Here is a 21,606-nt window from a genome sequence, read left to right on the forward strand (position 1 = left end):
TATGGACACAATCAATGAGACGCTATTTCAAAAGCATATTCGCCGCCATCATTCTGGTTGCCGTTGCTGCTGGCTACTTTTTCTATGAAGAGCCGCCTCTTAGTGTTTCCGGTGTTGAGGTGCAACGTAATGACATGGCCTACATCATTCGCGTTACAGGTGAGGTGATCAATGACCGAACCGTTTCCCTGACCGCCTTGGTCAATGGCCGTATAGAGGAAGTTTATGTTGCCCGAGGCGATCGGGTGAAAAAGGACGACACCTTGGCTTCCATGGATAACCGCGCATCAATTGCCAGACTCAAACGCGCTCAAGCCGTCGTTCAGCAAGAAACGGTTCGCTTGAAAGAGCAGAAACAACGTTACAACAGATTGTCCGAACTCTCCGATAGAAAGCTCGTCGCTGTCGAAGCCCTCGACCAAGCTCAATATGAACTCGAAACGGCGAAAGCCGCGGTTGCTATCGCTCAAGCCGACGCACAAATGAGCGCTATTGAACAAGATTGGCAAAGACTGGACGCTCCCTTCGATGCCGTTGTCACGGATAAGTGGACCGAATCCGGGCAATGGGTAGAGGCCGGCACACAGCTTTTCCAACTCGTTGCTGTCGAGGGTTGGGAAATAGAAGCCAATTTAGATGCTGTGGACACTGGAAGAATTCATCTTGGCCAGGTCGTCAACGTAAGTTCTGATGCTTTTCCTGACCTAGTTTGGCAAACCCAAATCCATTGGATAGGCCCCGCGATTGAACGCTCAACAGAGCGCTATTTGAACACCTTTCCCGTTCGCATGGCACTGGGAGCAGATGCGCCACAATTGCTCTTGGGGCAACAACTGGATATCGAAATTGTTATCGAAGAACGTGGCAATGCGCTCAGCCTGCCCTACAGCGCCTTACGCGAGCGCGAGCCGGGGCTTTTTGAAGTTGCACTGATTGAACAAGGTACGATTCGCTTACGACCTGTTGAATCAGGATTAGAAACCGACACACATGTCGAAATACTCAGCGGGGTTCAAGAAGGACAGACAGTTGCGCTGTTTGATAGCGGATATCTGGAGATTGGGCGTTCAGCAAGGTTTGTCACTAACGATGATCAAAATTGAATCCTTGCATAAATCCTATTTTCGGGGAGACACCCCGTTACCCATCATCAGGGGTGTTGACCTGACTATCGATCAGGGGGAATTCGTCGCGATCATGGGAGCCTCTGGTTCGGGAAAAAGTACCCTTCTCAACATCATTGGCTGTTTAGACAAAGCAGATAAAGGCACCTACCACTTAGACGGCATAGGTGTTCATCAAACTGACGATGATGGACTTGCAAAACTCCGCTCCTCTTTAATGGGTTTTATATTTCAGTCGTTTAACTTGCTCTCGCGCCGTGACGCATTAGCGAATGTCATACTTCCATTGGTGTATCAAGGCACTCCGTCTTCTCAGCGCCAGGCGCTTGCTATTGCCGCTCTTGAACGCGTCGGCCTCGCAGATCGTGCCACTCACTTACCTAATCAACTCTCAGGTGGTCAGCAACAGCGCGTTGCCATCGCTCGGGCACTGGTCAACAAACCCAAACTACTGATTGCAGATGAACCCACCGGCGCTTTAGACAGTAAAACAGGTCAGCAGGTGATGGACTTGTTCAAGGAGTTGCATTCTGAGGGTCATACCATTGTGATGGTCACACACGATGCGCATTTAGCGCAGGCGGCTGATAGAGTTGTGCATATGCGGGATGGCAGGATAGTGGTATGAAGGAATTACGCATTCTGCCTGATTTGTTCAGAGAAGCCCGGCTTGCCATGCTGGCGAACTGGGGCAGATCCATGCTGAGTATGATTGGTATTGCCGTCGGTATCGCCGCAGTCATGACGGTAGATACTGTTAGTACTGGCGGTAAAGCTTTCGTCATGCAGGAGTTAGAAACCTTTGGCCTCAAGTCTGTTTGGGTATATCGCGCAAATAGCAGTAAAGACCCGCACAGACGAACAAGAACAGGCACAGGCATCACCAATAAAGATTTAGTCGCACTACAAGGAGACTGCTGCCCCTCGGTTAGCCTGATCAGTCCTATCGTTTCTCCGAGCGGTTCTGCCCCTATCGTTCAGGCGGGAAACCGCTACAGTAATGCACACGTCACTGGCGTCAACATGAACTACTTAACCATTAATAATGACCAGTTACGTGTCGGAAGAGGCCTGAGAGAAGTCGAAATCAGAAATCGCAGACCTGTCGCTATGATTGGGGAAACTGTCGCCTCAGATCTCTATCCTGGCATTTCTGATCCTCTGGGCCGCACGCTTCGGATTTCAGGCCGTGAATATCAGGTGATTGGCGTACTTCGCTCTAAAAGTCGGGATTTGCTCGCCAGTATTGGTTCTGCAGGCGGCGATGTGAATAACCGGATATTAGTGAGTTACCCGCTGATACAGGCGCTCAATGGCAATGATGACGTGAGTTACATTCAAGCTCAAGCCACTACCGTTGAATCCGCTGAAGCGGCAGCTACACAACTGAAAGGTGTTCTTTCCAGGCGTTACCAAGGCGTATTTGAATATGAAAGCGGTACTCTCGCCTCTTACATAAAAACCACGGATAACATTCTCGGCGGAGTCACCATCATAGGCATCATTGCCGCCTCTAGCGCGCTTATCGTCGGGGCTATCGGTGTCGGCGGGATCATGAGCACGGCCGTTGCTGAACGAACCCGCGAAATCGGTATTCGTGCAGCCATTGGCGCTCATCGCAGCCACATCATGATTCAGTTTATCGTGGAATCGGTGCTTATTTGTCTGATTGGTGGTCTGGCGGGTTTAGCCGTTGGCATGCTTATTGGCGTTGTGCTGGACTTTTTTACCGGCTTTCCGTTATTTCCCGGCATTCTGGGGGTCAGTATTGCCCTTGTTGTCTCCATCTTGGTTGGATTAGTCGCTGGGTATTTGCCAGCTCGAAGAGCTGCACAAATGAAGCCAGTCGATGCACTTAGGGATTCATGAAGATAAGCTCGTCAGCCAAGGCTAGCATCGTGTTCTTCGTAAAATGACGCTGACAGGATAAGAGCGTTTCTGGTGAGGTGAACAATCCAAACGAATAGCACTGAGCCAGTCACGACATAAGCGACGCCGAGTAGCAGTGCAAAGATAAAGAACTCAAGTGAATGCCATCCCAGCGGCCTATTTTCTTCGTGAACGACCCAAAACAGGACTGAAGAAAGACAAATGGCGGCCCAGACTGGGAGTGCTAGCATCAATGTGCTAATTAAAAACGCCCGCCATATGAACTCTTCGTAACCTGTGATTCCTAATTGAAAGAAAAGGTAGCCTTTGTTCTCTTTAAGAAACTTAAACCCATAAAAAGTATTAGCGACAAACTTTTTGGGTTCCGGGGAACTCATTGGCAACCCCAATAACAACAAGGCCACACCAACAAACACCCCGCCTAGGGCTATTGTGAAAAGTTGGAAAAAAGATGCAACCTGCCAGTCAATATAGAAATATGTCGTATAAGCAATGACAGGAAGCATTAATATGAAACCGAGACGATCACCAATCACTCTCGGGTATAAAAAAGACAAACTCAAAACTGCAATAAGCAGTAACGCGAGCAAGCCCACTTCTAGAAAATTCCTTTTTTAAAGTGACGACGTAATACGCCCTCTTTGTGCTCTTGCAAAAAGGCTCTGAAATCCTCTGAGAACATGGCATAGAGGTGGTAGTCATTCCATCCATCACCAGCCCGCACGTAATTTTTCAATACACCTTCTTTTCTACCACCAAAGTCTGCAAGGCTAATTGAATCATTATTACCAGATAAGACATACCCATAGACTTTATGTAAGTTCATCACATTAAAAGCCATTTGTAGACTTAACAAAGCAATCTCAGGACCAAAAACGCTGGTGCGATACTCTTCCTCTCCAACCAGGTAGCGAAGATCTGCAGTGCGGCTTTTCCAGTCGATGTTATTAAACCAGACCATCCCTATTGGCTTGCCACTCTTAACGGAGCAGACCAAGCCTAAAAGGTTGTCCCCACCATAAACAGCCGCATTCTCCTCAAGCCAGGTCATTGCCTGGTCCTTAGCACCGTTAACAAAGCTAGAGCTGTCGAAGACGGTCGAATTCAGGTAAGGGTCATCTAGCCAACGAACGATGGTATCAAGATCTTCGAGGTTAGGACGGCGCAGAGCGCAATAGATTCCACGGACACTATCAAACACGCTTATCCTCACTTCCCATTATTAGTAAATCGTAATACGCGCCTTCTACAAACAACTGATCTTTAAGACGGGCTTCCTCGGTAAAACCTAAACGCTTTAAGCAGTCTATTTCTAACTTCTCATTGGGGAGTAACTGGACATAATATTTTCCGAGATTATAATTTTCGGCCAACCATTCCATTACGCCTTTAATATCTTCATCAGCAGCGTCGCATAACAAATGGACATCAATATAGGCAATTCCTTCAAAAACAGATTTTATTCTGACAAACCCCACTTTTGTTGAATTATTAAATACAACAAAGTCACCTTCACCCAACACTGAATCAAGCTCGGACTTTGAACAACCGAGTGGATAAGCCAAATTCTTATAAGTTGAATATCTAAAGCTTGATGACTCCAAATCTAAAAAATCATCTAAAGTTGCTAATCTAAATGGCACTAAAATCTCCAATCATATTCTTTGATTACATGTCATATAACTGAACAGCGTTATCATTTTATAATTACAGCTTTAATAAATTATCGATTCGGCGTATACAGCAGACCAATATATAGCTCAACTCATGACCTGTTGAGAGATATGTTCGATAAGATTCTTTCGTTTTATAAAGGTCACATCAAACGTCGCAGACAAGACTTCACGCCCATTGACATAGGAGTTACCCATTAATCTGGCACCCAGACGGTTGATAGCCTTTATCGTGACGTGTGCTTCCAAGGTATTGCCCGGTAGCGCAGGCGACTTAAATCGCATCTGGCTAACGGTGCTGGCAATCACATCCGTCTCTTCTTCAAACTCACTCCGGTAATGAACCAAGACAATACCAGCTTGTGCCAATGCTTCCCCCATCAAAACACCGGGCATCATGCTGACATGTTTGAAGTGAGCATCAATCAACTCAGAAGATTCGGGTATCTCGTATTGTGCGACGACTTTAGATTCAGTTAGCTCTCTGACTAAGTCCACAAACAGAAAGGCATCGCCGTAAGCCAAGATGGAACGAATGGCCTCTTTGTCGAGTTCGCCCTGTGAGTTCCGCAACCCATCGATGAAGCTTCTATCCATATGCTTTACCCACAGACAACAAAATGTCAGTCCATTTTTCGCAGGACAGTCGCCGCATTCGTGCCGCCAAAGCCAAAATTCAACGATAATACCGTTTTCAAATCAGCTGGCGTGGTTTCACGCACGATAGGTGCATCAGCAAACAAAGGATCAATGTTTTCAATGTTGATAGAAGGAGCAATGAAGCCTTCCTTCAGCATCGCGATACAAGCAATCAGCTCTATGGCTCCTACCGCACCAATCGCATGCCCAGTCATCGATTTCGTCGACGAGAACCTAGGCACTTTCTCACCAAAAGCTCGTCGCAATCCATTGACCTCTGCCACATCACCGGGCCCTGTACCAGTCCCATGTGTATTGATGGCGTCAACATCCGCCGAAGAGATCCCCGCGTCTTCTAATGAACTGGAGATACAATCAACAAATGTTCCGCCATCAGCTTGTGGCAGCACTAAGTCATAAGGGTCGGAGTTTGCTGCATAACCCGCGATTTCAGCATAGATGGGTGCGTTGCGCGCTAAAGCGGAATCAAGCGATTCCAAGACAAGCACACCCGCCCCGCCGCTAATGACAAAGCCGTCTCTATCGCGATCATAAGGGCGTGATGCAGTTTCTGGCGTGTCATTAAAACCGGTAGACAGTGCCATTCTCAAGGCTTGAAAAGAGGCGACGATCAGCTCGTTAACTTCCTCACAGCCGCCGGTGACGGCTCTGTCTATCACTCCATCACGAATCAGCTCGTAAGCGTGGCCGATATTGTGTGCACCAGTCGCGCATGCAGACGATATTGAGTAGCTTCGGCCAGTAATACCAAAGAGCTTGGTGAGTATTGCGCTCGCTGTGCTACTCATGGATTTTAGTACGGTATAAGGTTCAGATCGGCGAACCTGACCATCGAAGTACCTTACCCCTTCTCGGTGTATCACGCTGACATCAGCCACACCGCTGCCAACAAGACAGGCGGTTTTTGGATCCGCGAGCTCTTCAGGCGTCAAACGAGAAGAAGTGACTGCATCACTGGCAGCAACACTGCAATACAGCGTTGAGGTAGGCATTGCTTTGCGGAGTTTAAGCGGGATATTCGCCGCTTGAATTTTTGATTCATCTAAATCAATCAAGCCCGCAACACGACTCGTTAGTCCGTATTCAGACCAAGCTTCGACAGCGCGTATACCACTGCGGCCAAGCTTCAACGATTCAGTTAACGTGTCAAAATCATTACCTATTGATGAAACGACACCAACCCCTGTTACAACAACACGTCTGCGATTATCCATTTTTTTGACTTAACTTAGATTCAATGATTTCCAAAAGATCACTCACAGTCTCAAGCTTAATTAGGTCTTCATCATCAATGGCTATCGACAGAGAATCTTCCAAGTCCAATGTCAGCGAGACAGCCTGCATAGAATCCATACCAAGGTCATCGCGCAATGACATAGAAGGAACAATATCTTTCGCTGCAATACCACTTTCGGATTCAGATTCTAAGCGGCCCATAATTTCCGAAATTAGTGAGTCAGTTAAATATTGAGAGTTTTCTATAAAAGAGTTCATGTTACTACCACCAAATCCATGAATTAATTACACAAATATATTTATTTATGCGTCTTTCATCCTTTCGAAAAATGTTACCAAGGGCTTTAATCAGCGTCAAACAGCGCCAAGGCTTTCATGCTTTATATAAATCCCGCATTTAGCCTGAGTCACGTCTTCAAGATGAGAGATGAAAATCAGAGAAAAACAGAACAAAAACCAGGCCATAGCCAACACAAGATCATGTATAATAAGAATTTAATATAAAATCACACTAACTTTATCTGTCTGTGTTTTGGCCGCTATCCATCTCAAATAGTCCATCAAAATTTATTTCAAAAAATTATCAAACCATCTCAAGTTTGAAACGTGAAAATATAATAAAAACACTCAGTTTATTTAATCAAACCAACACAAGAATATAGGCACTTCGCAACTTTCATTCTCCCTCATACTAATTTAATTAAAATTACTGACTTTTAGTTCATAAAATAATTTAAGGTTTGGGCTTGTTACATCATTTTAGAATTAGTAAAAATTCAAAATACATATTCAGCCATTTCTAGAAAAACGATCTTTGTAGAATCTAAAAGCGCGTTAACTCACTTGCAAATTCAAGCTCGAAGCACATTTCGAAAGGGAGCTCGTTGCCCCCCCCCCAAAGTAACCAGCAAACCGTACGACGTTCATTTTTCCTCCACCTAAAGTTCATTTTTGTTCATCAAAAGCGTCAATTTCTGCTCCCAGACTGGTTGCGACATAAACATAACCAATAGGAATTGAGCAATGAGTAAGGAAACGTTTGACCCTACGCTACGTAACCATAGCGGCAACAAACCGTTCGATGAGGTTCTGGAAGCCAACCTGTCACGACGTAGCGTATTGAAAGGTGGCGTGGGTGTTGGCGCACTCACTGCGATGAGCTCACTCGGCCTTTCCGGTTGTTTCTACCCGAACGTATCGAAAGCCAAGCTGAATTTTGAGTCAATTCCGGGCTCACTGACTGACGCGGTAGCGGTGCCTCCTGGCTACAACGCTCAGGTGCTTGTTCCTTGGGGAACGCCACTAAACGCATATGGCAACACATGGCAAGATGACGGCACCAACACTTCAGAAGACCAGATGAACGCCATTGGCATGCACCACGATGGCATGCATTTTTTCCCGTTAAACAATAGCGACGAAGAAGGTCTGCTGTGTATAAACCATGAGTACATCGATTTGCGTGCCCTGCACCCGAATGGGCCAACCGTGGACAATGGTCTTCGTACTATCGTTGATGAAGTTCGCAAAGAAATTAACGCGCATGGCGTGAGCGTGGTGCGTATCCGCTTGGAAGCTAACAAGTGGGTAATGGTCGATAACGACCCACTGAATCGCCGCTACACAGGTGCAACGGAAATGGATGTTTCCGGCCCGCTGGCATACACCCCGCTCTTGGTGACTAAACACTCGCCAAACGGTAACACTGCACGCGGTACGCTGAACAACTGTGGTAATGGCTATACGCCTTGGGGCACTTACCTGACCTGTGAGGAAAACTGGCCCGGTTACTTTGTGAATACGGGCACTCAGACGAAGGACCAGGATCGCCTCGGTGTCTCTGACGACAACACCCGCTATCTTTGGGAAACACTGGCTGGCAACGCGGAAGAATTAGACGATGAATTCACCCGCTTCAATGTGACGCCTTCCGGTGCATCCGCGTCTGACGATTACCGCAATGAAGCCAACGGCCACGGCTACATTGTTGAAATCGACCCTTACACAGCTGATTCCCGCGCCCGTAAACGTACCGCGCTTGGCCGTTTCCGCCATGAGGGTTGTGTATTTGGCAACGTGAAACACGGCAAGCCTGTCGTGTTCTACTCAGGCCACGACTCCCGCTTTGAATACATCTACAAGTTTGAATCTGCAGCGCGATGGAACAAGCGTGATGCGCGCCGTGCTGATCGCCTTTCTGTCGGTGATAAATATATGGACCAAGGTACGCTGTATGTTGCTCGTTTCAACGACGATGGTACAGGCACCTGGTTACCGTTGACGCTCAACAGTGCAACGACTGACGGCGGCACTTTGTCAGATCATTTCGATTCGCTGGAAGCGATTATCCTAAATACACCAGGAGCCGCTGACAAAGTGGGCGCAACCCCGATGGATCGCCCTGAGTGGTGCGCAGTTGACCCCTTCTCTGGCTCGGCTTACATGACGTTGACCAACAATACCCGCCGTATCGAAGGCAATTCAGCGAATCCACGTGTAAACAACAAATTCGGCCACATTATCCGTTGGGATGAAGGTCGCCGTTCTACTGAGTTCAGCTGGGATATCTTTGTCTTTGGTGCACCGGCTGATGGTGATGCGGATACTAACCGCTCTGGCTTGACTGAATTCAACCAATTCGCAAGCCCTGATGGCTTGGCATTTGATCAGCGCGGCATCATGTGGATTCAAACTGATAATGGCGCAGATGAAGTGGAAGAGTACACCAACGACCAAATGCTGGCAGTGGTGCCTTCGCCGTTGATGGACGACGAATTTAACCAACTCCCGATCAGCGAAGAAAACCAAGGTGAGTTGCGCCGTTTCTTCGTTGGGCCAAACGGCTGTGAGGTGACAGGTTTTGCTGTTAGCCCTGACTACCGTTCCGTGTTCGTGAACATCCAACACCCTGGTAACTGGCCATATTCGGATGATGCGACGGAAGAAACCCCGAGCGATGTGGATTTGCGCCCACGCGCCGCAACCGTAGTGATTCGCCGTAACGACGGTGGTCCAATCGGTACTTAATCTGCTATTGATTCAACGTAAAAAACGCCAAGAAACATGGGAGTAGCGAACACTGCTCCCACTTTCAACAGAAGTACACAAAACAGTTGATATGCAACGATTAACGACATAATAAAGTGGCAAAAAAGTCTCACTCGAGAGACACAACTGTTAACCACTTCCGTCCTAATATTCCCATTGATTTACACACAATAGTCGTATGGAGAATGCGGATGAAATACTCGCTACCAGTATCTATTTTTTCCTCAGCAGCGCTGATGTTTTCAGCAAGCGTGTTTGCTGATACCACACCATACCTGCCGTCAAACAGCGTTGTTGTCGACGCTTACATAGGCGGTGATGAGTTGACGGAGGCCAACAATGGCGCCATCAAAGTTGTCGAATACAATGAGACGGCGATCAATTTTAACTACGCTTTTGACACCACGTCTCATATGTTCACGGCACCTGTGGCTGGTCTTTATAATATCGATGCCCGTTATGCACAGCGTACTTGCGGGTTTAAGTACCTGCTTCGGATTGGCATCTCACTGCCAAATGCTGTCCCACCAGGCAGCAATGCTTCTATCGGGCCAGTAACATTTGCCAATAACGATACGGGTTGCGCCATTCCTGGCGTCGCAGCAGTAAACAGCATTATGCAGCTTGAAAAAGGCGAGACTATTTTCATCCAAGGCCGCTATCAGCGAGCACCTTATGATGTATCTCCGTGGAACTACCAGAACCGCTATCAGAACCGTCTAGTGATTACCTATCTAGGCTGTAACTTCTGCGGTTTTCCCACAGCAAGCTAAGTAGATACCAAACAGAAAAGGACGCATCTGCGTCCCTTTCTATAACTAAATGGTGCTTGTTAGTAACGCTTTTCAACGGTGAAATCATCAAGCTCCAGACGCCAAACGCCATCAGCTTCTTTCACCCACTTCTCCAGCGTGATATGGCCTTCGCCGATATTCATTTTCCAGCGGGATTCCATCACCACAGTTTTGTCATCCAGCTCAGTAAATTTTGGTTCTATGTAAACCAAATCTGTCGCGCCATCGCTGATCAATTGCTTCCAGAATGCCGTTGCCGCCGGGCGGCCATGATACACACCAAACGGGTGGGAGATCATGGTCGATTCCATGGTGTAAGCATCACCCAGATATTGGTAGTCACCTTTATTGAATGCAACGATCCACTGTTTCGATGCTTCTTGTGCCTCTTCAATCGGGCCTGCATAAGCTGCACCTGCGAATACCATTTGAGTCGCGATTGCCGCTGTCATTATTTGCTTTTTCATCCTTCACTCCACGTCACTTTATTTGGGTTGAGCAAAGAGTACCAACGCAGTATTGTTAGATATATATCGCATAATAGAAAACACTGTTTATGGATACTAAACATATTGGCTACCAAATGCAGCTTTACGTTGCCTTGGTTCGGGCTGGCAATTTTACTCAGGCAGCAGAACAACTGGGCATTACCCGCTCTTGGCTCAGTCAGCAAATCAGTGGATTAGAGAAATCGCTAAACACCCTGTTGTTGCATCGCACCACCCGCACGTTGCGAATGACAGATTCCGGCGAGCGCTTTTTTGAACATGCCGTAGCAATGGAAAGTTTGCTGGAAAAAGCCCAGGAAGATATCTCTTCGACCCAAATGGGCATAAAAGGAAAAGTCCGGATTTCCTGCCCGACAGCCATGGCATCGGTATTAGTTGTTCCTGCAATAAAAACCTTGAGGTACGAACATCCTGAACTGGATATCGAGCTTGCCGTGACGGATGCCATTCAGGATCTGCTGCAGGAAAATATCGATGTGGCGATTCGTGTCGGAAACCTCCCAGATAGCAATTTGAAAGCTAGATTGCTCGGCCGCTTTCACCAACGCTGGTATCAGTCACCTGAACTGGCAGAAGATTCAGATGATCAGATTTTGTTGCCATGGCAAACCGCAGAGCATGCCAATGTGCTCCGTGTAAACAATATTCTCACCGCTGCAGAAATGGCAAAACAGGGATTGGGTCGTGTATTGCTGCCTGATCTTTTTGCCCAGTCATGTTGTGAGCAAGGGTTGTTGAAATTGGTTTCAGAAGTCGAGCCTGAACCAGAACAACAGCGTCATGTTCACGCCATTCACGCATTCTCAGAGTTTACACCCGCGCGAATCCGTCTGGTTATCGACACGCTGCTGTCGCAATTCCAGCTTTCACAGTCAAACATGGACTAAACAAAAACGGTGACCACCAGAGTCACCGTTTTAAGCGCTGCTTGTTAGCACATCACCACTGGGTTTCACCTTCGTGCACCTGCGCGCCTAGCTCCAGCGTGAAGGTGGCACCCAGTTTCGGGTAGTAACCCACCATAGTATCAATCACGCCTTTACTGTTTTCATTCTTGGCTTTAGCGTCTGCAAAACGCTCAATCCAAGTGGCTGTGTAATCAATGGTTGAGGGGTCCAGTTTACCAGCGGTTTTCATGTGACCCGGGATCACCAGTTCAGGCTTCAAAGATTGCATCTCCTTGAGTTGATCCAACCATGCGGAGACTTCTTCATCGGTTTGGGTATCTGCCATCCAAACGTGCATACCTTCAACAATGCCGACGTTACCAAGGATGGCCTTCTCAGATGGGATCCAGAGGTACGGACGATGCGCCAGCACGCCATCAGTGCCTTTTATTTCGATAACGGAATCATCGATTTTCAGCTCAGTACCTTTGAATACATCCGGTACACGTGGTTGTTTCGGCGCGTTCGAACCCATTTTAGGGCCCCAGAAACTGATCTTGGTTTCCAGCTTTTTCACGATAGCGTCTCGCACAGCTTGTGTGGTCAGCACATTCGCATGTGGGAAAATTTCCAGCAGCTGTGAAGCGCCGAAGTAGTAGTCCGGGTCGGCCTGACTGATGTAAATGGTTTTCAGCTCTTTGCCAGAGTCCAATACTTTAGCGGCGATTTGTAGCGCATCGGCGCGGGTAAAACCTGTGTCGATAATCATCACTTCTTTTTCGCCAGCAACGACGGTAGAAGTCACGTTGAAGCTGTTGTCGTCTCCGTAGTAAACGTCAAAGGTCAGTGGTGTAGTCTCCGCCATCACCGGCGCGGTCAAAGCGAAAGATAGAGCTAATGCGATTGCTGTTTTCATTGTTGTACTTCCTCGTTATTTGGGCTTGGGAAGAAGCATAACGATTGGATATGCTCGGAAATACCGCCTATTCTTTGCATCATTATTTCTCAAATCGAACAGATAAAGAGTGAACTTATGGATAAGTTGACTGCCGCAAGGGTGCTTCTCGATGTGGCGCAAACGGAAAGTTTCACCGCCACCGCTGACAGATTAGAGATGTCCCGACCAATGGTGACACGCTATGTGGAAACGATGGAAAACTGGCTTGGGGCGAGGCTGTTAAACCGTACCACCCGCAAAGTGTCACTCACCAATATGGGTAAGCAAGTACTGCCAGATATGCAGCGATGGGTGGAACAGGCGCTGCATCTGGAAGAGAGCCTGATGCCCGGCGAAGCACTGAGCGGATTTATCCGCATCAGCACCAGTATGTCTTTTGGTTTTTCCCTGTTGATGCCAGCACTGCATGAATTTCGGGAGCGTCACCCCGATGTCATCATTGATATCGACGCACAGGATAGAGCGGTTGATCTGGTCGCTGAGCGTGTTGATCTCGCTATTCGCACCGCCAGCAATCCTGATCCTTCTCTGATTGGCCGACCGCTTGCGCCCTGTGAATCAACCTTGGTTGCCTCTCCCGCTTATCTGAAATCGCGGCCGCCTATCTTGGAGCCGGAAGATCTCAAGGCGCACGAATGCCTGGGCTATAAGAACTTTGGCCGGCACGAGTGGCATCTCACCAAAGGTCATGATAAACAAACCATTGAAGTGAACTGTCCTATCACTGGAAACGAAGCCACAGTGCTGCTTCATGGTTCACTAGCGGGCATGGGAATTTCCATGCAGCCGACATATCTGGTCGAAGAAATGCTGGAAAAAGGCGAGCTGGAAGCGGTATTGCCGGAATGGGAATTGAACACCCTGACCATTTATTTGCTTTACGCGTCACGCAAGCACCTTTCGAGGCCCGTGCGCGCTTTGATTGATTTTCTGGTCGAGTATTTTGATGGGAGATTTTAGGTAAAGGTAAAACACTCACCACTCTATGAATTATATGTTTATAAGTAATGATTTATGACAGGGGCATTATAAACTCGAATCTCTACCTCCACTATGGGTTCTTTTGTTATCATCTTTATCCTCATCAGACCCCTTCCCACCTAACAAGCCATCCAACATAATATAAACCCTTTCAGAAAAAAGCCCTCCCAATAGTCCAAATAGGGCACAGGAATAAGGATTGGCAGTATTAACTCCCTGATAGATTACTTGATCAACAAATATCTTAGGACCACCTTTAACAATAAAATACAATATAACCCCTGTAGAAGCCCCGATTAAGACCAGTTCAAAGCTTAATTTCACATCTTCTTTTCTCATTGTCACTATAGTAGCACCTAAAACCCCAGAAGAGAGAAAGACAATTAATAGCAAAGTATCATTTGACTGGCTTTCCAAATAATACTCTTCATATATATTATTATTTTTTTCTTTATCATCTACTTTTCCTTCATCTGCTTTCATCTCATTCAACTTTCTATTTATAATTTCCTTTCTTGCTTCACTACTAGCAATTTCAGCTTTCAGATCAATTGAAATACTTTCCAGGGTTGATTTTATTTCAGTAGTGGTAGTTTCAGAGTTGGTATCATATGCGACTTTAACTGCCTGCAAAAACTCTTCAAGAGTTCCATAACTTACATAATCATCATCTATATACTTTAAATACAGTGACTTAACATAATCATCGTTAAAATCGCCATTATCGTCTATGATCTCAAAATCTACAATTTCCATTTCCTCGGAAATTGAATTATATAACTTATTATATAATTCAATTTCATCATTTAAATAGACTAACTCAGACTTAAAACCAACCGTAATTAATTCAGAATTAGTATATCTACCTGTTGCTTCAGCCTCTTCCCTGTTAATTCTGTTGTCAAGTTTTTTCTTTGCCGTTTCTGGGCTGATTATATGATACTCCAAAATCTCATCCCTAATTAAACCAAGCTCAGTCCATCCATGAACAATTAAGAATTTAAGATCTTTGATCATTGCTTTATTTATTTCTATCTCTATGTCCGTCGTTGAAGTATCTTCGAATCCATTGTACATATCTAGTCGGTATTTCAGTAGCTCATTCTGTTCCTTTTCCAGACGGCTTAACAAACTATCTCTACCCGCTATCTCATTTACAGATATAGCAATAAAAACAAGAGGAAATACGACTAAAATTAAGCGTAAAACCTCATAAAAAATACTTTCAGATTTATTCAATAATGCTGATTTTCGGAAATTTGAAAACAACATAGGATTACCATAAAGAAATCTATTTTCCTGATTATAAGTCAGGTAATATTTAAATGATCTGTATTATTTTGGAGATACACAAAAACACTTCACAGTATTCTGTAGAAATCGGCAAATGTCACCCCTTGTAAATTAGCGCTAAAACAGCATGTTACTTGTATGCACCCGCCGCGTAATGCAGCTCATAAGAGTGGCTGTAGATCTCCAGGATGTTACCGAACGGGTCTTCCATGTAGATCATGCGGTAAGGCTTCTCACCTGGGTAGTAGAAACGTGGTGCTTTCATGCGCTTCTTGCCACCTGCCGCGACAATTTTTTCTGCCAAACCTTCAACATCCGGGTCCTGCACACAGAAATGGAAGATGCCGGTTTTCCAATATTCGAAGTTGTTCTCTGGGTTTTCCTGATTCTTGAATTCAAACAACTCAACACCAATGCGGTCACCAGTAGAAAGGTGCGCGATGCGGAAACGTTCCCAGCCGGCACCGAATACGTCAGTACACATTTCACCAATGGCAGAGTCGTCTTCAACAATCTCAGTCGGCTCCATGATGAGGTACCAGCCCAGTACTTCGGTGTAAAACTTCACCGCTGCTTCCAAGTCAGGAACGGAAATACCAATGTGTGAAAAGTTACGTGGATATGGCGTTGTCATGGTTAAAATCTCTCAATGCGTTATCGGATGAAGAGAAGTTTACTCGGCACCTTTTTCATTGAAAAATTATCGATTATTATTAAATCCATAATATTTATTTATCCACCTCTATATGCTAAATCCCAAATGGCTTCACACCTTCGCCACGCTGGTTGAAACCGGCAGCTTTACCAAAACCGCTGAACGACTTTACATGACGCAACCCGGCGTCAGTCAGCATGTGAAAAAGCTGGAAGACGAATTGGGCGAAACCCTGATATTCCGCGAAGGAAAGCAGTTCGAACTGACACGTGAAGGCATCATGCTGAACGCCTTTATCGCCGAGCAAAAGCAGCAACAAGCAGACTTTCTGGCAAGAATGAAAGACGATGACCCGCATCAAGGGGCCATCCGCATTGCCTGTTCCGGCGCAATGGCGATGAAGCTGTATCCGTCTTTGTTGAACCTACAAGCTTTACACTCCGGCTTATCAGTGCAGCTTGAAGCCGCACCCGCAGATAGAATTCGTCAGATGCTGATGGATAACCAAACCGACATTGGCATCACTACTCAAAAATTCGATCACTCTGCCTTTGAGGAAACCTTACTCGGTGAAGAAGCACTTTGTGTGATCGTGCCCTCCAGTGCAGATATTCCCCAAGGCGATTTCCATACGCTTGCTTCGTTGGGCTATATCCATCACCCCGATGGAAAACACTACGCCGACTTAGTGCTTGGAAGTAACTTCCCCGAAGAATATCGTGGCGTCGAATCCTTGGATCATCGCGGTTACGTCAACCAACTGGCGCAGATCCTGTTACCCATATCAAAAGGCATTGGTTTCACCGTGTTGCCAGAAAGCGTCATGAGTCGATTTGAGCAAAAAGAACAGCTTACGTCGCTTCCACTTGAATCACCGATTTCGCAATCCCTGTTTCTTTCGAAGAAGAAACATCGTGATTTGCCGAAGCGATTCGAAGCGGTGATGAACATTATCCATGAGGCGACCCGCTAAACGTAAAAAGGGAAGCATTCGCTTCCCTTTTCTCACTGCGCTCTAGCTGTTTAGAACGAGTAACCAACTGCGATCATAAATACCCAAGGGTCTATGCTGACGTCAGTTTTATGTTCGTCTGTGCCTACTTTGTATGATGCTTCCGTATCGATATCCGCATACCAAATCGAACCGTTCACATACCAATTGTCATAAACTTCATAATCTGCGCCAACGTTTGCTGCGAGACCCCAAGAATCTTCCAGTCTCAGGTCCGAAAGACCATTTGCTTGTGCATTACTATTTAATTCTTCATCAAAAAACGTCGTGTAATTAATACCCGCCCCAACATACGGTCGAAACTTACTGTCTTTTGTTCCGAAGTAGTACTGAACCATCAAAGTTGGCGGCAGATGTTTGGTTTCACCAATATCCCCCAGATTGCCAAAACTGGTTGAAATAGCGTGTTTAAAAGGCGTTGCTGCCAACAATTCTACACTGAAATTGTCGGTTATCATGTAGCCAACGGTCAGACCCAATTGAGTATCAGAGTCAATTGAAAACTCGTCTTGAGAGTTAAGTATCTTATCGCTGCTGTCATTCGGAGAAACATAGGCGGCACCGGCGCGGACGATAATATCTCCTTCACTGTGGGCAAGCGCAGGCGAAGAAGCAGCGGCAGCCATCATGGCAATCAGACTCATCGTTTTTTTCATTATGGTTTCCTTACTTGGTAGGGCTTCGTAATCGCTTTATTTTTGAACTGCGCCGCAATTTACCATGCAAAAACCACACAGTTTTGATGGAAATCAATTTGTAAACAAGTTGTCCTTTTCGGTTAAATAAGCTGTCGCAGAGATCAACAAATCACCCATTTCAGACACATTCATGTAATGCAGGAAATTCCCACACCCGCCACTCAGCAAGCGCCCAACCTTTCCATCCACTGCTATCCAACACCTTGAATAGCCGTGGCAGATATTCGTGAAGTAGCATCACAAATATACCTTATAAAAAATAAGGACTCTTACCACACAACTACTCTCAAGGTGAGAGAGTGAGTCAGTCAACATCTCCATAAAAATGCGCCGGCAACGTACCGGAGCAAAGTGAGTGAGGTTCACCATGGACTCAGGATTGTTGACGAAAATTAGTAACGTCGTGTTCGCCACGCTGCTGGCCATTTTTCTCCTGCTATTCCCTGCAGGAAGCCTGAACGCAGCCCCAAAGGCTTTAGTGATGAAGCCATTCAATCAACTCAGTGATCAAAGCAAGGAGTGTGCTGCCTGCCATAAAGAAAAGAATCCATCCATCTATGCCCAATGGGGTCGCTCGAAGCACTATGGTGCCAATGTGGGTTGCTATGAGTGCCACAAAGCAGAACCCGGCGACGCCGATGCCATCCGACATGAAGGCGTGGACATTGCGGTTATTGTCTCGCCCAAAGACTGCGGCAGTTGCCATGTTCAGGAAGTCGAAGAGTTCGATGCCAGTCATCACGCGAAAGCCGGACAGATCATAGGATCGCTGGATAACTTCCTCGCAGAAGTTGTGGAAGGCTCTCTGATGCTGAATGGCACCTCACCTGCCGCCGTTAACGGTTGTTGGCAATGTCATGGCTCTGAAGTCAAAGTGCTCGAAAATGGCGATCTCGACCCTGCCACATGGCCAAATACAGGTATCGGTCGTATCAATCCTGATGGCTCAATTGGCGCATGCAGTGCATGCCACCAGCGCCATCAGTTTGATATGGTGCAAGCCCGTCGTCCGGAAGCTTGCGGCAAGTGCCATCTTGGTCCTGACCATCCTCAGAAAGAGATTTACGAAGAGTCCAAACACGGCATTAACTTCTATGCCCATGTGGATCAGATGAACCTCGGTTCCGCGAAATGGATTGTCGGCGAAGATTATGATTCTGCCCCAACCTGCGCGACTTGCCACATGTCAGCGACCCGCGAGCTGGCGGTCACTCATGATGTTGGCGATCGGATTTCGTGGACATTAAGGCCAGCCATTTCCGAGAAAATCGACGCCAAGGACAAAGCACTCGGCAAGGAAACCAAATCCTGGGAAGCACGTCGCGCTGACATGCAGAACGTCTGTCAGTCCTGCCACACCAAATCGATGGTCGAGAACTTCTACATTCAGTTTGATTCGCTGGTCGAGCTCTACAACGAAAAGTTTGCCCGCCCCGGTAAGCAGCTTATGGCAGTGCTTCAGCAAGAAAACATGTTGACAGAAACCGGCTTCGATGAAGAAATCGAATGGACCTGGTTCTACCTCTGGCACCACGAAGGCAGACGTGCCCGACATGGCGCTGCAATGCAGGCACCTGACTATGTACAGTGGCATGGCTTGTATGAAGTCGCCGAGCGTTTCTATATCGAACTGGTGCCGCAGTTCCTCGAAGTGGTGGAAAAAGCCGCCCACAATGGCAATCAGGAAGGCGCAGAACGTGCCCGCGCTGTGTTGGCAGATATTCTTGCCCGCTCTGAACATGCCTGGTTCAGTGGCAATGAACCTGATGAAGTGAAGCGCGCCCGCAAAGAAGCGCAGGAAGCCTTCAAAGCCCGTTACCTCGACGATAGCAACTGATAGCGCGGACAACAGCAAGGACTGCTTGTCTTTGCTGTTGTTCTGAGGAGGATCTATGGATGACCCGACGTCTTCAGCATCTGCTCTGTCACGAAGAGAAAGGCTTTGGCGCTGGCTGAAAAAGCCATGGCTACTGAGCATTCCAATTGGGATCTATCTGCTTGTGATTGGCCTTGCTGGTTTTCAGAGCGTGATGGTGGCTTCAAATCAAAATGTATTTTGTTTTAGCTGTCATCTGAAGATGGACACTATTGTTCAGGAGTACAAAGCGTCGCCGCATTATGTCAGTGAGGATAAGGTTCATGCGACCTGCGCCGACTGCCATGTGCCGCACGAGTTTGTCGATAAGATGCGTGTGAAGATCACTGCAACGGCTGATATCTACTACATGTTCATTGGCAAAATTACCAAGGAGAACTTCGAGCAGGAACGTCCGAGGCTCGCTCAAAGAGTGTGGGATGACATGACCGCAGAAAACTCGGCCAACTGTCGCCATTGCCACGTTGGAGACAACTTTGACCTGAGCAAACAGCCTCAGCGGGCAAGGCTGAACCATCAGCAAATGGATGCAAGAGGCGAGACCTGTATCGACTGCCACACCGGCATCGCGCACAAGCGGATTACTGTAGAGTAAAAAAATAGCCGCTCTAAGAGCGGCTATTTTGTGAAGTCCAAGCTCATGACACCCTAAATTTGCCGATAAGAACGTTGAGCTCTTCGACTTTATTGTCGAGTGATGTGATGCGATCAGCAATTTCTTCCGCGCGTGCAAGAGATTGCGCTGATACATCACTGATTGAGGTAATGTCGGACGCAATTTCTCTTGTTACAGCAGTTTGCTCTTCCGCTGCAGTAGCAATTGAACTCACCATGTTTTGTACCGAGCTCGCACCAGCCACGATGTCTTCCAATGCTCTCACAGCATTCTCACTTTGCTGTACACCAATTTCCACCAACTGGCAGTTATCTTGAGTACGTGAGACAGCATCCTGTGTACCAGCCTGAATCGCTTCAATAATGCTTGAAACTTCCTGTGTCGCCTGTGTAGTGCGTTCTGCCAACGCACGAACTTCATCTGCGACCACTGCAAAACCACGACCAAACTCACCCGCCCGGGCCGCCTCAATAGCTGCATTCAAAGCCAGCAAATTGGTCTGCTCCGCAACCCCTTGGATAACTTTGATGACAGAACCGACTTCCTCACTGTGGTTACCCAACTCTTGCACAGAAATAGACATATCTTGCATCTGCATCGACACTTGCTGGATACTGTTCACCATGCCATCGATTACCTGACGCCCTTCCTGTGCTGAGTTTTCTGCTCGCTTTGCTTCGTCAAAGGTAGACGTACCTTGATGCGCCACCTCAGAAATGGTCAGGCTTAGCTCTTCAGATGCTGTGGCTATCAACGTGGCTTTGTCTGCCTGCATGGATGAACCAGAGACTACCTCTTGGCCAATTGCACCCAACGCTTTGGTAGACACATGAACTTCTTCGGTGACCGTGTTAATAGACCCGATCAAATCAACCAAAGAACGCTGCATCACATTGATTGAGGCTGCAAGACTTGCCAACTCATCACCGGACTTATCTTCAATCTCATCTCGAGACAATTCACCACGGGCAATGCGCTGTGCAGCCTTATCCAGTTTAGTCAAACGCTTTGTGATAGATGATGCAAGCTTAATAGCGATAGCACATGCAACCACCAATGCGAATAACGAAGCATACAATGCCAGGCTTTTAATCTCATCGAATGTATCCAGCAGACCAGTCAAAGCCAAAAGCATTTGTTCCTGCTCAGCCGACGTCACCGAATCAAGCAACTCCTCTATAGGCTGTAGGTGTTGTTCATAAAGCGTCCTTAGCTCTGAAACCAACAATGCCATACTTTGGTTGCTATCCGCTTGAGGCAATATATTTGCGTTGAACGCCACATCAAAATCACTCATATGCTGCTCAACTTGAAGCAGCTTTTGGTAGTCCGATGACCCGGGGACTTCTAGACTTTTCGCTTCGGCTAGTACCGCGGCAAATTCATTTTTATTCGATGTTAAGTCGGCTTGAGCTCCCTCAACGCCAGTCACAACTCCTACGGCGTCCCGATAAACATCCCCGGCTTCATCCACCAATATAAGGTAAGCAATCGCCTCAGGTACGTCATCATTCCGGATTTCGCTCGCTATCCCTTTCAGCACGGAAAGCTCGATCACTATGAATGCAGTCATTGCGACTAACAATCCAACCAAACTACCAAACCCCAAATACAACTTCTTACTTACACTCATCCCACCCATTGCACCCGCTCCATTCTATACATCAACTGCAAGCTAAAAGTACATTGTATCTTA

Annotated in this window: 22 protein-coding genes; 10 read left to right on the forward strand and 12 right to left on the reverse strand. The window is 46.9% G+C overall.

The window, feature by feature from the left end; translation table 11 throughout:
* Positions 1–14: 14 nt before the first annotated feature.
* From GCE9029_RS17735 to GCE9029_RS17745, 3 genes are read left to right on the forward strand one after another with little or no spacing between them, the layout of a single operon-like run.
* Positions 15–1,103: an efflux RND transporter periplasmic adaptor subunit gene (locus GCE9029_RS17735; RefSeq protein ID WP_062665258.1), complete on the forward strand. Its 1,089-nt coding sequence runs from the start codon at positions 15–17 to the stop codon at positions 1,101–1,103.
* Positions 1,090–1,752 (forward strand): ABC transporter ATP-binding protein, encoded by a 663-nt coding sequence (locus tag GCE9029_RS17740; protein WP_062665260.1) that lies wholly within the window; start codon positions 1,090–1,092, stop codon positions 1,750–1,752. Before GCE9029_RS17735 ends, GCE9029_RS17740 begins: the two co-directional genes overlap by 14 nt.
* A complete protein-coding gene (locus GCE9029_RS17745) occupies positions 1,749–2,993 on the forward strand; it encodes an ABC transporter permease (RefSeq protein WP_062665262.1) in 1,245 nt (414 codons plus the stop codon). The genes GCE9029_RS17740 and GCE9029_RS17745 overlap by 4 nt, the downstream gene beginning before the upstream one ends.
* An 11-nt stretch (positions 2,994–3,004) precedes the next feature.
* Here GCE9029_RS17745 and GCE9029_RS17750 read toward each other — a convergent pair whose 3' ends face one another.
* The 6 genes from GCE9029_RS17750 to GCE9029_RS17775 all read right to left on the reverse strand — a co-directional run bounded on the left by GCE9029_RS17750 (position 3,005) and on the right by GCE9029_RS17775 (position 6,841).
* Positions 3,005–3,610 carry a CPBP family intramembrane glutamic endopeptidase gene (locus GCE9029_RS17750; protein WP_062665264.1) on the reverse strand — a complete coding sequence of 202 codons (606 nt, stop codon included), beginning with the start codon at positions 3,608–3,610 and terminating at the stop codon, positions 3,005–3,007.
* Positions 3,611–3,612: 2 nt separating this feature from the next.
* Complete coding sequence (locus GCE9029_RS17755; protein WP_062665266.1) at positions 3,613–4,215, reverse strand: GNAT family N-acetyltransferase; 603 nt, start codon at positions 4,213–4,215, stop codon at positions 3,613–3,615.
* Positions 4,208–4,657, reverse strand: a complete 450-nt coding sequence (locus GCE9029_RS17760; protein ID WP_231870143.1) for a GNAT family N-acetyltransferase — start codon at positions 4,655–4,657, stop codon at positions 4,208–4,210. Before GCE9029_RS17760 ends, GCE9029_RS17755 begins: the two co-directional genes overlap by 8 nt.
* A gap of 117 nt (positions 4,658–4,774) precedes the next feature.
* Positions 4,775–5,284, reverse strand: a complete 510-nt coding sequence (locus GCE9029_RS17765; protein WP_062665269.1) for a 3-hydroxyacyl-ACP dehydratase FabZ family protein — start codon at positions 5,282–5,284, stop codon at positions 4,775–4,777.
* A gap of 26 nt (positions 5,285–5,310) precedes the next feature.
* Positions 5,311–6,561, reverse strand: coding sequence for a beta-ketoacyl-[acyl-carrier-protein] synthase family protein (locus GCE9029_RS17770; RefSeq protein WP_062665271.1), 1,251 nt, complete (start codon positions 6,559–6,561; stop codon positions 5,311–5,313).
* The gene (locus GCE9029_RS17775; protein WP_231870144.1) at positions 6,554–6,841 is read right to left on the reverse strand and encodes an acyl carrier protein; all 288 of its coding nucleotides are present in this window, start codon (positions 6,839–6,841) and stop codon (positions 6,554–6,556) included. Before GCE9029_RS17775 ends, GCE9029_RS17770 begins: the two co-directional genes overlap by 8 nt.
* Before the next feature lie 765 nt (positions 6,842–7,606).
* Between GCE9029_RS17775 and GCE9029_RS17780 the strand changes: the two genes are divergently transcribed.
* A complete protein-coding gene (locus GCE9029_RS17780; protein WP_062665273.1) occupies positions 7,607–9,610 on the forward strand; it encodes a PhoX family protein in 2,004 nt (667 codons plus the stop codon).
* 212 nt (positions 9,611–9,822) lie between these two features.
* Entirely contained in the window at positions 9,823–10,404 is a 582-nt protein-coding gene (locus GCE9029_RS17785) for a hypothetical protein (protein ID WP_062665275.1), read from the forward strand.
* A gap of 59 nt (positions 10,405–10,463) precedes the next feature.
* On the opposite strand, the gene GCE9029_RS17790 is transcribed toward GCE9029_RS17785, so the two are convergent.
* A complete protein-coding gene (locus tag GCE9029_RS17790; protein WP_062665277.1) occupies positions 10,464–10,892 on the reverse strand; it encodes a Cif family virulence factor in 429 nt (142 codons plus the stop codon).
* 89 nt (positions 10,893–10,981) lie between these two features.
* On the opposite strand from GCE9029_RS17790, the gene GCE9029_RS17795 reads away from it, so the two are divergent.
* Positions 10,982–11,821 carry a LysR family transcriptional regulator gene (locus GCE9029_RS17795; RefSeq protein ID WP_062665279.1) on the forward strand — a complete coding sequence of 280 codons (840 nt, stop codon included), beginning with the start codon at positions 10,982–10,984 and terminating at the stop codon, positions 11,819–11,821.
* A gap of 52 nt (positions 11,822–11,873) precedes the next feature.
* Here the strand turns inward: GCE9029_RS17795 and GCE9029_RS17800 are convergent, their stop codons facing one another.
* Positions 11,874–12,737: an MBL fold metallo-hydrolase gene (locus GCE9029_RS17800; RefSeq protein ID WP_062665281.1), complete on the reverse strand. Its 864-nt coding sequence runs from the start codon at positions 12,735–12,737 to the stop codon at positions 11,874–11,876.
* Between the two features lie 117 nt (positions 12,738–12,854).
* Between GCE9029_RS17800 and GCE9029_RS17805 the strand changes: the two genes are divergently transcribed.
* Complete coding sequence (locus GCE9029_RS17805) at positions 12,855–13,739, forward strand: LysR family transcriptional regulator (RefSeq protein ID WP_062665284.1); 885 nt, start codon at positions 12,855–12,857, stop codon at positions 13,737–13,739.
* A gap of 66 nt (positions 13,740–13,805) precedes the next feature.
* Here GCE9029_RS17805 and GCE9029_RS17810 read toward each other — a convergent pair whose 3' ends face one another.
* Complete coding sequence (locus GCE9029_RS17810; RefSeq protein ID WP_197475381.1) at positions 13,806–14,999, reverse strand: hypothetical protein; 1,194 nt, start codon at positions 14,997–14,999, stop codon at positions 13,806–13,808.
* A 184-nt stretch (positions 15,000–15,183) separates the two neighbouring features.
* A complete protein-coding gene (locus GCE9029_RS17815) occupies positions 15,184–15,687 on the reverse strand; it encodes a lactoylglutathione lyase family protein (protein ID WP_039849885.1) in 504 nt (167 codons plus the stop codon).
* A 112-nt stretch (positions 15,688–15,799) separates the two neighbouring features.
* Between GCE9029_RS17815 and GCE9029_RS17820 the strand changes: the two genes are divergently transcribed.
* Positions 15,800–16,681 (forward strand): LysR family transcriptional regulator, encoded by an 882-nt coding sequence (locus GCE9029_RS17820; RefSeq protein WP_062665288.1) that lies wholly within the window; start codon positions 15,800–15,802, stop codon positions 16,679–16,681.
* Positions 16,682–16,731: 50 nt separating this feature from the next.
* On the opposite strand, the gene ompW is transcribed toward GCE9029_RS17820, so the two are convergent.
* A complete protein-coding gene (ompW, locus tag GCE9029_RS17825) occupies positions 16,732–17,376 on the reverse strand; it encodes an outer membrane protein OmpW (RefSeq protein WP_062665291.1) in 645 nt (214 codons plus the stop codon).
* Between the two features lie 421 nt (positions 17,377–17,797).
* Here ompW and GCE9029_RS17830 point away from each other — a divergent pair, with 421 nt between their 5' ends.
* Both GCE9029_RS17830 and GCE9029_RS17835 read left to right on the forward strand, forming a co-directional pair.
* Positions 17,798–19,255, forward strand: coding sequence for a multiheme c-type cytochrome (locus GCE9029_RS17830; protein ID WP_231870145.1), 1,458 nt, complete (start codon positions 17,798–17,800; stop codon positions 19,253–19,255).
* Positions 19,256–19,310: 55 nt separating this feature from the next.
* Positions 19,311–19,889 (forward strand): NapC/NirT family cytochrome c, encoded by a 579-nt coding sequence (locus tag GCE9029_RS17835; RefSeq protein WP_062665295.1) that lies wholly within the window; start codon positions 19,311–19,313, stop codon positions 19,887–19,889.
* Positions 19,890–19,932: 43 nt separating this feature from the next.
* On the opposite strand, the gene GCE9029_RS17840 is transcribed toward GCE9029_RS17835, so the two are convergent.
* Complete coding sequence (locus GCE9029_RS17840) at positions 19,933–21,543, reverse strand: methyl-accepting chemotaxis protein (protein ID WP_062665800.1); 1,611 nt, start codon at positions 21,541–21,543, stop codon at positions 19,933–19,935.
* Between the last annotated feature and the right edge of the window lie 63 nt (positions 21,544–21,606).

This window comes from Grimontia celer (assembly GCF_900055185.1).
GTDB classification, from domain to species: Bacteria; Pseudomonadota; Gammaproteobacteria; order Enterobacterales; family Vibrionaceae; genus Enterovibrio; species Enterovibrio celer.

Coding starts and splice junctions, on each gene's coding strand:
- GCE9029_RS17745 (WP_062665262.1), top strand. CDS start 1,749: ATGAAGGAATTACGCATTCTGCCTGATTTGTTCAGAGAAGCCCGGCTT.
- GCE9029_RS17800 (WP_062665281.1), bottom strand. CDS start 12,737: ATGAAAACAGCAATCGCATTAGCTCTATCTTTCGCTTTGACCGCGCCG.
- GCE9029_RS17785 (WP_062665275.1), top strand. CDS start 9,823: ATGAAATACTCGCTACCAGTATCTATTTTTTCCTCAGCAGCGCTGATG.
- GCE9029_RS17805 (WP_062665284.1), top strand. CDS start 12,855: ATGGATAAGTTGACTGCCGCAAGGGTGCTTCTCGATGTGGCGCAAACG.
- GCE9029_RS17770 (WP_062665271.1), bottom strand. CDS start 6,561: ATGGATAATCGCAGACGTGTTGTTGTAACAGGGGTTGGTGTCGTTTCA.
- GCE9029_RS17775 (WP_231870144.1), bottom strand. CDS start 6,841: ATGAACTCTTTTATAGAAAACTCTCAATATTTAACTGACTCACTAATT.
- GCE9029_RS17790 (WP_062665277.1), bottom strand. CDS start 10,892: ATGAAAAAGCAAATAATGACAGCGGCAATCGCGACTCAAATGGTATTC.
- GCE9029_RS17835 (WP_062665295.1), top strand. CDS start 19,311: ATGGATGACCCGACGTCTTCAGCATCTGCTCTGTCACGAAGAGAAAGG.
- GCE9029_RS17820 (WP_062665288.1), top strand. CDS start 15,800: ATGCTAAATCCCAAATGGCTTCACACCTTCGCCACGCTGGTTGAAACC.
- ompW (WP_062665291.1), bottom strand. CDS start 17,376: ATGAAAAAAACGATGAGTCTGATTGCCATGATGGCTGCCGCTGCTTCT.
- GCE9029_RS17840 (WP_062665800.1), bottom strand. CDS start 21,543: ATGAGTGTAAGTAAGAAGTTGTATTTGGGGTTTGGTAGTTTGGTTGGA.
- GCE9029_RS17765 (WP_062665269.1), bottom strand. CDS start 5,284: ATGGATAGAAGCTTCATCGATGGGTTGCGGAACTCACAGGGCGAACTC.
- GCE9029_RS17815 (WP_039849885.1), bottom strand. CDS start 15,687: ATGACAACGCCATATCCACGTAACTTTTCACACATTGGTATTTCCGTT.
- GCE9029_RS17740 (WP_062665260.1), top strand. CDS start 1,090: ATGATCAAAATTGAATCCTTGCATAAATCCTATTTTCGGGGAGACACC.
- GCE9029_RS17735 (WP_062665258.1), top strand. CDS start 15: ATGAGACGCTATTTCAAAAGCATATTCGCCGCCATCATTCTGGTTGCC.
- GCE9029_RS17780 (WP_062665273.1), top strand. CDS start 7,607: ATGAGTAAGGAAACGTTTGACCCTACGCTACGTAACCATAGCGGCAAC.
- GCE9029_RS17795 (WP_062665279.1), top strand. CDS start 10,982: ATGGATACTAAACATATTGGCTACCAAATGCAGCTTTACGTTGCCTTG.